Raw genomic sequence first — 11,957 nt, forward strand, 5'->3', positions numbered from 1 at the left:
TGTTATATATTCTTATAATTTATTCTATTAAAATACTCATTTTTAGATTGTAATAAAAATGCAATGGCTATAACAATTACACAACCTACAAAGTTTAACCATAAGAATGGCAGGTTTATAATTTCGAATCTATTTAAAAGAAATAATGTAATTACAATAACTTGGGTTATTAAAGCTGCTGTAAATACAGCATTAGCTTTTACGTATTTAAAGAAAAAGGCTAATAAAAAGATGCCTAAAACATTACCATAAAATATAGAACCAATTATATTTACTAGCTGAATTAAGTTTTCTGCTAAATTAGCTATACATGCTACGCCAATAGCTATTATTCCCCAAAGTAAGGTAAACCATCTTGAAGCTTTAAGCATTTGTAATTCTGTTTTATCCCCAACTTTATGTTTATATAAATCTATTGTTGTAGTGCTCGCTAAGGCATTTAATTCGCTTGCAGTACTTGACATTGCTGCAGATAATATAACGGCTAATAATAAACCTATTAATCCTTTAGGAAGATTGTTTAATATAAAATGAATAAATACATAATCCTTATCATTACTTTCAACTTTTATATTTTGCGCATCACCAGCTTTTTCAATTAAGACTTTGGCTTTATTTCTTAAAACATCGTTTGCTTCATTAAAAGTAGCTATGCTTGTTTTGTTTTCATCGTTTTTAGTTGACATAAAACGACTTATAGCTGTCTGTTTATTTTCGAATAATATTTTTTGCTCTTCTTGTATAGCTTTATATTCTTCAGCATATTCAGAATTTAAAACGATTTCTGTTGCTGTAGGATTAAAATTAACAGGTGCTTGATTAAATTGATAAAATACAAATACCATAACACCTACAAACAAAATAAAAAATTGCATTGGTATTTTTAAAAGTCCGTTAAACATTAATCCTAACTGCATTTCTTTTACAGATTTTCCAGATAAATAACGTTGAACTTGACTTTGGTCTGTACCAAAATAAGAAAGCATTAAAAAAGTACCACCAATTAATCCAGTCCAAACGGTATATCTGTTATTTAAATCGAAAGAGAAATCAAGTACTTCCATTTTTCCACTTGCACCTGCAATTTCAACAGCTTTTTTAAAAGTAATATCGTCTGGAAGTTGATTTAAAATTAATATAAATGCTATAACCATTCCTGTAAAGATTACAACCATTTGATGCTTTTGTGTAACATTTACGGCTTTTGTACCTCCTGAAACTGTATAAATTATTACTAAAACACCAATTATTATATTTAGTAATAGTAAATTCCAACCTAGTACTGCCGATAAAATTATGGCAGGAGCAAAGATGGTAATTCCTGCTGCTAAACCACGTTGTATTAAAAATAGAATTGCTGTAAGCGATCTTGTTTTTCTATCGAATCTATTTTCTAAAAACTCGTATGCAGTATATACTTTAAGTCTATGGTATAACGGTATAAATACCATGCAAATTACTATCATGGCAATAGGAAGGCCAAAATAAAATTGCACAAATCCCATACCATCGTTAAAGGCTTGTCCTGGTGTAGATAAAAACGTAATAGCACTAGCTTGTGTTGCCATTACAGATAAACCTATAGTCCACCATTTAGACTGGTTTCCGCCTTTTAAATAATCTTCTACATTTTTACTTCCTCTGGTTTGAATAGTACCATAAATAACTATGGTTAATAATGTTCCTATTAAAACAATCCAATCTAATGTTTGCATGATTTAAAACGCTTTTGTGATGAAATAGAAAGCAATAATGTATGCAATGTTTGCTACAAGTATTAAAGTATAAAGTTTATTCCACTTATATTTTGGTTGCTTTTCTTTCATATTTAATTTTTTAATCCAGAGTTATTTGTAATGTTTTCTTTTCCAATACTTAACATATTAGCAAAAAGTCTATAAGCACCAGAAACTCCTGCTGGAAATTCTCTAAAAAAGCTTAAACCTGTGTAGATATAGTGTCCTTTACCGTACTTTGCAACTAATAAGCTACCTGTTTTTGGAGTTTCACCTTTATCTTGCATAGATAAAATTGGAGTAAACTCTTTAGCCCATTTATTTGGGAAATATAAACCTCGTTCTTGAGTCCAGCCTTTAAAATCTTGTTGGGTAATTTTATTAGGACTGTTTAAAACTTCATGATTAGGGTTTACAAAAGTAATTTCTGCAGACTCGTCTGTTACTCTGTCTCTAGATAATTCTAAAGTATACGGAGCAAGATTATCGACTTTAAGTCTATGGCTGGTATTATACTGTACGATCATGTTGCCACCATTTTTTACAAAATCAAATAGAATATCTTGTTTAAAATTTAGCTCTTCAATAGTATTATAAGCACGAATACCAATAACTACAGCATCAAACTGACTTAATTTTTGAGAAGAAATATCTTCTGGAGAAATAATAACTACATTATAACCAATTTGTGTTAAACTTTCTGGAACAACATCTCCAGCACCTTCAATATATGCAATATTTTCTCCACGTTTTTTAATGTCTAACCGTACAATTTTACTTTCACTTGGTAGTAAAACTGTTTGATATGGGATATGGTCGTAATCAATTTCTATTAATTCTTTATTATATATTTTGTTTCCAATAGTAACTTTTGGAGATAGTGTACCTTCACTTTGGTATTTTGGAGGTATAACAGTAAATACTAATCTTTGTTCTTGGCCTTTATGTTTTATATTAATTTTTTGTTGTTTAGGAAAAACATTCCAATCTTCTGGATAATTAAGTTCTATAAAACCTTCTAAATTATCACGACTTGCTTTTACTATAACAGGTATTTCTTTTTGAGTATCATTCTCAAAAATGATTACTTTTTCGCTAATTTTTGCAGAAACCTCTGGTATTATTTCAAAAGGTTTATAGACTTCTCCTTTTACAGGATCATTAGTTTTGTAAACAATTGGTTTTGTATATGAAATAGGAGAACCTTCAATGTTTAAATTAAACTGAATCGTTGCTGTTTTTAAGGTTTCTGGTAGCCCAATCCATTTTTTGTTCTCAACTTTATACATACCTAATGTTCCTTTTTCTTCTAACCAATATGGAACGGAATAATTATCGTTGTTGGATACGTAAAAGTCTAGTTCAGTTTGTACAGAAAGATTGTTCTTTAAATTAATATTTTTTGAAATTGTTTTTTTATTGTCTGATTTGGAAATAGAAACTAATTCAATATTGGCATTACTTCTGTTAATAGTTTCAATATTTAACTTTGTTGTATTATTTAAAACACTTGAGCTTTCTGTAGCAGCGGCTTCTAAATATAAGCCGCTACAAGCTGCAATTATTGTTTTTATTTCTTTTGTTTTAATGTTTCGCCAATGTTTATTTTCTAATTTTTTAATTAAATTATAAGCTTTTATTAGATTTTTAATTGATGCTGATGGGTTTGTAAAATCAAAATTTTCTTGAACTTGTTTTAAAATATCACCAATAGCTTTTCCTCCTTTAACTCTATTCCATGAGGTATCGATACCATCAAATACATTAGATTTATCTTTAGGCAAGTCTCCTTTAATTAATTCTATGTATTCAATTTGTTCTCCACGAGTTCCAGTATTACCAAATCCTTGGGATTTATGCTGACTTCTACTTAGGGAAGCAATTTCTGTATTACTTAAACCTGAACTTGGGTAATAGGTACCAACATCAACATTTAATAGATTTGTTTTATCGGCAGCTTCAAATTTTTCTTTGCTACCATAAAACCACCAAGATGTATTATAAAATTCTCTTTTAGGTTGCCAAGTTCCGTATTCTTTTACTTGATTTGGGTAAACTGATGCATCGCCAGCCAAATCAAAAGCCTCATAACTTAGCATAGCAGAACTTGTGTGATGACCATGTGTTGTCCCTGGACTTCTATGATCGAATCTATTAATAATTATATCTGGTTTAAATTGACGTATAGCTAAAACGACATCGCTTAATACTTCATCTTTATTCCATATAGCTAAGGTTTCGTCTGGATGTTTAGAGTAGCCAAAATCATTAGCTCTTGTAAATCGTTGTTCACCACCATCTGTACGTCTTGCAGCTAATAATTCTTGAGTTCTAATAACACCTAAAAGCTCTCTAATTTCTGGTCCAATAAGGTTTTGTCCGCCATCACCACGTGTTAAAGACAGATAAGCAGTTCTTGCTTTTACATGGTTAGCCATGTAAGAAATTAAGCGTGTATTCTCATCATCTGGATGTGCAGCTAAATAAAGTACAGATCCCAAAAAATTTAGTTTTTCTATGGCATCATATATTTCTGATGCATTTGGTTTATCGGGTTGTTGTGCTGTACTGTTAAATGATAATAAAAAAATAAATAGGAGAGAAGTAATGGTTTTTAACATTGTATTTTATTTGAATTTTCCTCGAGTTTATTGAGCATCTTCAAATATAAACAATCACTTTTTTAAAAAAGTATTTTAGGATTTCTTTAACGCTTTAAAAGAGTGTTAATAGCGGCTTTGTAAAAAAATAATTTATGTGTATTAAACAATCTTTTTTATTACTCGAAGTTTATGAGTATGCGTACGTTTATCTACATTATAAATACCAGAATGATCTAATCTATCTATTCTAACTTTTCCGTGTGCATGAATAATATAATTATCTTTCATTATTATGCCAACGTGTGTAATAATACCTTCGGCATTATCAAAAAAAGCTAAATCTCCAGGTTCGCTTTCTTCAATAAAACTTAGTGCTTCACCTTGAGTGGCTTGTTGTGAGGCATCACGTAGCAGCTTATAGCCATTCATTTTATAAACCATTTGGGTAAAACCAGAACAGTCTATCCCAAAAGGTGTTTTTCCTCCCCAAAGATATGGAGTATTTAAATAGTTAAAAGCTGTAGTTATAAGATTATGTTTTTCTTTTTCACCTTCTGTAATGGTGCCATCAAATGTATGTTGTAAAAGCGATAATCCGTTTAATTGGGAGCCTAAAGGAATAGTGTATAACTGTTTGTTGCTATCTTCTACAAATTCAATTAAATCTGAAGATAATTTTGGTGTCTCTACAATTAAAGTATCGTAATCTTCTTTTGTAATTTCAAAAAACTGTTTGGTATCAATCCAACCTTCATATTTATCGAAAGCTAACCTGATTTTACACCAGGACTTTCGCATTTCTATAATTTTAAAAAGGTCACCATACAAAACTTGCGATACCAATTCACTGGTATCGCTAGCTTCTATTCTTAAAGGGACAATGCTTAGATTACAAATGCCGTATTGCATTAACTATAATTATTTTAATTTCTTTCAATAACTAAAGCAGAAGCACCACCACCACCATTACAAATAGCAGCAGCTCCAATTTTAGCATTATTTTGTTCTAAAACATTTAATAAAGTAATTAATATTCTTACACCTGAACAACCTAATGGGTGTCCTAAAGAAACGGCACCACCATTAACATTAACATTGCTATCGTTTAAGCCTAAAATTTTCATGTTGGCTAAACCAACAACAGAAAAAGCTTCGTTAAATTCAAAAAAATCAACATCTTTAATATTAACACCAGCTTTATTTAAAGCTTTTGGTAAGGCTTTAGCAGGAGCAGTTGTAAACCATTTTGGTTCGTGTGCAGCATCTGCATATCCTTTTATTGTTGCTAATGGTTTTAAGCCTAATTCGTTTGCTTTTTCTTTACTCATTAAAACCATAGCTCCAGCGCCATCGTTTATAGTAGAGGCATTGGCAGCTGTAACAGTTCCATCTTTTGTAAATGCAGGACGTAGTGATGGAATTTTATCCATTCTTACGTTTTTATATTCTTCATCTTCTGTTACTATTACATCGTCTCCACGTCTTTGTGGTACAGCAACAGGTACAATTTCATTATTAAATTTACCAGCTTCCCATGCAGCAGCAGAGCGCTTATAAGACTGTATTGCGTATGCATCTTGGTCTTCACGAGAAAACTTATACTCTGTAGCACAAGCATCTGCACAAACACCCATAGCGTTTTGGTCGTATACATCTACTAATCCGTCTTTTTGCATGCCATCTATTAAAGAAGCAGGACCAAATTTAGTAGCACTTCTTGCATGAAAATAATGAGGAATTAAACTCATATTTTCCATACCGCCAGCAACTACAATTTCTGCATCTCCTAAAGCAATTGCTTGGGCAGCTTGCATAACCGTTTTCATTCCAGAAGCACAAACCTTATTAATTGTAGTACATGGCACAGTATCTGGAATACCAGCAAATATCGCAGCCTGTCTAGCAGGAGCTTGACCTGTACCTGCTTGTACAACATTACCCATTAAAACTTCTTGTACCAATTCTGGTTTTAAGTTAATTTTTTCTAATGCGCCTTTAATTGCAATAGCTCCTAATTTTGGAGCCGGAATTGTTGATAAGGCACCTAAAAAACTACCAATAGGTGTTCTTGCTGCCGATACAATAACTACTTCTTTATTCATTTTATGAGTCTTAATATTTGTGTGTTGCGAAAATAATCAAAATTTAGTAAAAATAAGACTGATATTTGCATTATCCCTAATATTGAAATCATAATTTACTACATTTGAATTTATAGAATAATCTCAATTTTTAAGAATGAAGGACTTAGTAAATAAATTTTATAAAAATCACGCTTTAGTTTATAAAGTACTTCTATTTATTGTTACTACATTTTTAATTGTTTATTTATTTCCAAAAAGTGGAAAGTTTAAGTATGATTTTGAAAAAGGAAAACCTTGGCAATCAGAAACATTATATGCGCCTTTTGATTTTGCAATTCAAAAAACACCTAAAGAATTAGAAGAAGAAAAAAATCAAATTGAAACTACAACAATAAAATATTTTAATCTTGATCCAGATATAAAGGGTAATGTTTTAAATAAATATTATAAAAGTTTTGATAAAGTTTTTCCGGATTCTATTTATACTTCAAAAAATGAAATTAAAAATTTTGGAAAAGATTTAATAGAAAAACTCTACGAATATGGAGTTACAAATGAAGATGAATTAATAGCAAACAAATCTACTGTAACTATTTTAAAAGATAGAGTAGAAGTTGGTAAAACCGATTTTTCAAATATTTATAGACAATCTCAAGTTAAGCCTAAAATAGACGAAGAAATAAAGAAAAATAATTTTGAAGAATATTCAAAACCTTTATCTATTCTATTTTTTAACATCATAGAGCCTAATTTAACATATAATAAAGCGCTATCAGACACAGCTTTGCAAGAACGCCTTAGTTCAATATCTCACACAAGAGGAAGTATAGAAAAAGAAACCTTAATTATTTCTAAAGGAGAAATAGTAGAAGGTAATAAGTTTTTAATATTAAGTTCTTTAGAATCAGAATACGAGTCGCAAGTTTGGAACGAGTCAAATTACAATTTAATATTATTTGCTTATACTTTATTAGTCGCGTTAGCTTTATTAATGTTGTTATTATTTTTAAGAAAATATAGGTTAGAAGTATTTAATAATAACACAAAAGTTACTTTTATATTTTTTAATATATTTTTGATGGTGTTGTTAACAACCTTAATTGTAAACTACGATTCAAAATACATTTATATTGTACCTCTTGCAATACTTCCTCTAGTTTTAAAAGCATTTTTTGATGCTCGTTTAGGCTTATTTACACATGTTATAACAGTACTTCTTTTAGGGTTTATTGTGCCTAATAGTTATGAGTATATGTTTTTACAAATATTAGCAGGAATAGTAACCATTTTAACCGTTTCAGAACTTTACAAGCGCGCAAATTTATTTATATCTGTTGGTCAAATAACTCTTGTATATATTATCGCCTATTTTGCATTTTTCCTTATTCATGAAGGAAGTATGGAAACTTTAAAATGGGATACCTTTGGTTTATTTGTACTATGCGGTTTAGCAACTTTATTTGTACAACCACTAATTTATATTTATGAAAAATTTTTCGGTTTAGTTTCAGATGTTTCATTATTAGAATTATCAGATACTAACTCAAAGCTTTTAAAAAAATTATCTAATGAGGCTCCTGGCACATTTCATCATTCTTTAAATGTCGCTAATTTAGCAGAAGCTGCTGCTAACGAAATTGGAGCAAATGCAATGCTAATTAGAGTAGGAGCATTGTATCATGATATAGGTAAAATGAAAAATCCAACCTATTTCACAGAAAATCAATCTTCAGGTCTTAATCCTCACGATGAGCTTTCACCTAAAGAAAGTGCAACAGTAATTATTGATCATGTTATTAAAGGTATTGAAATAGCAAAGAAAAATAATTTACCAGATCGTGTAATCGATTTTATAAGAACACATCATGGAGATAGCAGTGTATATTATTTTTATATGAAAGAAAAAGCAAAAGACGAAAATGTTGATATTGCAGATTTTTCATATCCTGGCCCAAAACCATTTAGTAAAGAAACAGCAATACTAATGATGTGTGATAGTGTAGAAGCGGCTTCAAAAAGTTTAAAAGAGCCAACATCTACAAAAATCAACGATTTTGTAGAAAATATCCTAAATAAGCAAATGGACGATGGACAATTTCTAAATGCTAACATAACTTTTAAAGAAATTCAGGCAATAAAAAAAGTGCTAAAACGCAAGCTTGCAAATATTTACCATTTAAGAATAGAATATCCAGAATAATTTTTTAAAAAATTAAACAAAAATGTTGCGTTATATTAGATGTTATATTACATTTGCATCCGCAATTTATTGCAACGTTCATAAAAAATAATTGGAGAGGTGCCTGAGTGGCCGAAAGGAGCGGTTTGCTAAATCGTCGTACCTAGAAATAGGTACCCAGGGTTCGAATCCCTGTCTCTCCGCAATTAATAGATAATCATTTTCGGGGTGTAGCGTAGCCCGGTTATCGCGCCACGTTTGGGACGTGGAGGCCGCAGGTTCGAATCCTGCCACCCCGACTATTTTTAAATGCTAAGGGCTCTTAGCTCAGCTGGATAGAGCACCTCCCTTCTAAGGAGGCGGTCAAAGGTTCGAATCCTTTAGGGCTCACAGAATCCTTTTCATTAATTTGGAAAGGATTTCTTGTTTTATAACCTTTCTTAAAATAAAAACTTATTATGCCTAAAACAGGAAGTGCAAAGAACACAAAAAATAAAGCAAAGCATTCTAAGTTAATGAGCAAGAAAAAAAATAAACTTCGTAAAGAAAAGCTTTCTAGAAAACAAAAACTTAGAGATATTATTGAACGTGCTAAAAAAAGCGCTAATGAAGAAGAATAGTGTCCTATTACCTTAATAATAGAATATGTTATGCTTTTAAATACAAAAACGGTTAAATATTAGTTAATCTCATTTCAAAACCCTTGCAATAGTTGTAAATTATAGTTCTAAAATTTAGCTATTGAAATTTATTAAATTTACTAAAAAAGGTATTTACTGCATTCCCGGAAAGTTTTATTTAGATCCTTGGTTGCCGGTAGACCATGCTATTATATCTCACGGTCATGCAGACCATTCACGCTCTGGTAATAAGCATTATTTTTGTCATGACGACTCAAAAGCTATATTACAACACCGTTTAGGTGTAGATATAAGTATAGAAAGTATGGGATATAACCAAACACGTATTATTAATAATGTAAGTGTAAGTTTTTATCCAGCAGGTCACGTTATTGGTTCTGTACAAATACGTTTGGAGTACAAAGGAGAAGTAGTTGTGTTTACAGGCGATTATAAAACGCAGCCCGATTTTATAACAAATCCTTTCGAATCTGTTAAATGTCATACGTTTATTACAGAAAGCACTTTCGGACTTCCTATTTATAATTGGAAAACCGAATTACAATTGCAAGAACAGCTTCAAAATTGGGTGCTTCAAAATCAAGCTAATAATAAAACTAGTGTCTTTTTAGGCTATTCTTTAGGTAAAGCACAACGTATTATGTCTTTAATCGATGGTATAGATAAAGTATATGTGCACACTGCAATTAATAATTTAAACAATGCCATTAGTAGCTCTGGTATTGCCTTACCGGAAACAACATTATTAAAACAAGATTTTGATAAAAAAGATATTCAGAATAAAATTATTATCATGCCACCTGGTTTATTAGGTTCAAGACTTTTAAAGCGTGTTCCAAATGCAGCAGTTGCTATTTGTTCTGGTTGGATGCAAATTCGCGGAAATAGGCGTTGGAAAGCTGTAGATGCAGGTTTTGCAGTAAGCGATCATGCAGATTGGAATGGATTATTGTCTGCAGTTAAAGCTTCAGAAGCAGAAAAAGTGTATGTTACACATGGTTCTCAAGCTACATTTTCAAAATACTTAAATGAAATTGGCATTGCTGCAGAAGAATTAATTACCGATTATGGCGACGAACAATTAGCTTCCGAAGAAAAAAAAGATAATTCCACAGCCAACGTATGAAGAACTTTTCAGAATTAATAAGTGCTATAGAAATTACAAATAAAACCAATGCAAAAATTGATGCACTAGTAAACTATTTTAAAGTAGCACCAGAGAAAGACAAGCTTTGGCTCATTTCAATTTTTACTGGAAAACGTCCGCCAAGACCTGTAAAATCAAATTTAATGAAACAATGGGCATTCGAAATCACAAAGTTACCAGAATGGTTATTTCTTGAAAGTTATAGCACTGTTGGCGATTTAGGAGAAACAATTGCTTTAATATTACCAGACCCAACGCATAAAATTGATAAACCGTTACATGTTTGGATGCGTGAACTTATTGCATTAAAACCAAAATCTGAAGAAGAAAAAAAAGAATATGTCTTTAATGCTTGGGCTGGTTTAGAGATGCAAGAACGATTAATTTTTAATAAGTTAATTGGTGGTAGTTTTAGAATTGGAGTTTCAAAAAAAACATTGGTAAATGCATTATCTAAATTATCTGGTATAGATGCAAACCAACTTATGCACAGCATAATTGGTAATTGGGATATAAATAAAATTTCTTTTGAAGATTTAATTCATGGTAGCCATATTAATTACGATAATTCAAAACCGTATCCATTCTGTCTAGCCTATGCTTTAGAAAAAGAATTACCAGAGTTAGGACAACCCGAAGAATGGCAGGTGGAGTATAAATGGGATGGTATTCGTGGACAAATAGTAAAGCGTAACAACGAAATTTATATTTGGTCTCGTGGTGAAGAACTTGTTACTGAGCAATTTCCAGAAATTGTAGAAAATATATCAAAGCTTGAAAATGACTTTGTTATAGATGGTGAAATATTAGCCTTAAAAGATAGTGCGGTATTGCTTTTTAACGACTTGCAAAAAAGATTAAATCGTAAAAATATTACAAAAAAAATGTTGGAAGAGATTCCTGTAGGTTTTTATGTTTATGATTTACTGGAATGGAATGGAGAAGATTACAGAGAAAAACCTTTGGAGGAAAGAAGGCGTACTTTGGAGCAGTTGCTAGCTAAACCTTTTGTTTCTGAACAATTAAAACTATCAGAAGTTATTCAATTTAAAAAATGGGAATCTCTTATTGATTTAAGAGAGAATGCAAGAAGTATTAATTCTGAAGGATTAATGCTAAAGCAAAAAAAATCAGGATATCATGTTGGACGTAAAAAAGGCGATTGGTGGAAATGGAAAGTAGATCCTTTAACTATAGATGCGGTAATGATTTATGCTCAAAAAGGAAGTGGGAGACGCAGCAGTAAGTATACCGATTATACTTTTGCTGTTAAAAAAGGAGACGGTTTAGTTACAGTTGCTAAAGCATATTCCGGTTTAACCGATGTTGAAATCACAGAAATTTCTCGTTGGGTAAACAAAAATGCTATTGAAAAATTTGGACCGGTACGTACAGTTAAAGCAGAACTTGTTTTCGAAATTGCTTTTGAAGGTATTGCTTATAGTAAACGGCACAAATCTGGAGTAGCATTGCGTTTTCCAAGAATAAAACGTTGGAGAAAAGATAAACCAGTAAGTGAAATAGATACTATAGAATCTGTAACTGCATTAATTGAAGCACAATAAAG

The 11,957-nt window shown here is 31.0% G+C and carries 8 protein-coding genes and 3 tRNA genes; 7 read left to right on the forward strand and 4 right to left on the reverse strand.

Features of this window, described 5'->3' with window-relative positions; all coding sequences use genetic code 11:
• Positions 1–2: 2 nt before the first annotated feature.
• The 4 genes from BWR22_RS07720 to BWR22_RS07735 all read right to left on the reverse strand — a co-directional run bounded on the left by BWR22_RS07720 (position 3) and on the right by BWR22_RS07735 (position 6,441).
• The gene (locus BWR22_RS07720; protein WP_076733114.1) at positions 3–1,715 is read right to left on the reverse strand and encodes a sodium:solute symporter; all 1,713 of its coding nucleotides are present in this window, start codon (positions 1,713–1,715) and stop codon (positions 3–5) included.
• 113 nt (positions 1,716–1,828) lie between these two features.
• A complete protein-coding gene (locus tag BWR22_RS07725; protein ID WP_076733115.1) occupies positions 1,829–4,357 on the reverse strand; it encodes a PIG-L family deacetylase in 2,529 nt (842 codons plus the stop codon).
• A gap of 141 nt (positions 4,358–4,498) precedes the next feature.
• Positions 4,499–5,248 carry a C40 family peptidase gene (locus BWR22_RS07730; protein ID WP_076733116.1) on the reverse strand — a complete coding sequence of 250 codons (750 nt, stop codon included), beginning with the start codon at positions 5,246–5,248 and terminating at the stop codon, positions 4,499–4,501.
• Positions 5,249–5,262: 14 nt separating this feature from the next.
• A complete protein-coding gene (locus BWR22_RS07735; RefSeq protein WP_076733117.1) occupies positions 5,263–6,441 on the reverse strand; it encodes an acetyl-CoA C-acyltransferase in 1,179 nt (392 codons plus the stop codon).
• Positions 6,442–6,577: 136 nt separating this feature from the next.
• Here BWR22_RS07735 and BWR22_RS07740 point away from each other — a divergent pair, with 136 nt between their 5' ends.
• The 7 genes from BWR22_RS07740 to BWR22_RS07765 all read left to right on the forward strand — a co-directional run bounded on the left by BWR22_RS07740 (position 6,578) and on the right by BWR22_RS07765 (position 11,955).
• The gene (locus BWR22_RS07740) at positions 6,578–8,623 is read left to right on the forward strand and encodes an HD family phosphohydrolase (protein ID WP_076733118.1); all 2,046 of its coding nucleotides are present in this window, start codon (positions 6,578–6,580) and stop codon (positions 8,621–8,623) included.
• Positions 8,624–8,716: 93 nt separating this feature from the next.
• Positions 8,717–8,805: transfer RNA gene (locus BWR22_RS07745), tRNA-Ser, on the forward strand.
• Between the two features lie 21 nt (positions 8,806–8,826).
• Positions 8,827–8,901 (forward strand) — tRNA-Pro (locus BWR22_RS07750).
• Between the two features lie 17 nt (positions 8,902–8,918).
• A tRNA-Arg gene (locus tag BWR22_RS07755) sits at positions 8,919–8,992 on the forward strand.
• 68 nt (positions 8,993–9,060) lie between these two features.
• Positions 9,061–9,222 carry a hypothetical protein gene (locus BWR22_RS14410; protein ID WP_198033370.1) on the forward strand — a complete coding sequence of 54 codons (162 nt, stop codon included), beginning with the start codon at positions 9,061–9,063 and terminating at the stop codon, positions 9,220–9,222.
• 121 nt (positions 9,223–9,343) lie between these two features.
• Complete coding sequence (locus tag BWR22_RS07760) at positions 9,344–10,369, forward strand: ligase-associated DNA damage response exonuclease (RefSeq protein ID WP_076733119.1); 1,026 nt, start codon at positions 9,344–9,346, stop codon at positions 10,367–10,369.
• Positions 10,366–11,955 (forward strand): ATP-dependent DNA ligase, encoded by a 1,590-nt coding sequence (locus BWR22_RS07765; RefSeq protein WP_076733120.1) that lies wholly within the window; start codon positions 10,366–10,368, stop codon positions 11,953–11,955. The genes BWR22_RS07760 and BWR22_RS07765 overlap by 4 nt, the downstream gene beginning before the upstream one ends.
• Positions 11,956–11,957 lie beyond the last annotated feature (2 nt).

Source organism: Lacinutrix venerupis, from assembly GCF_001971745.1.
GTDB lineage: Bacteria > Bacteroidota > Bacteroidia > Flavobacteriales > Flavobacteriaceae > Lacinutrix > Lacinutrix venerupis.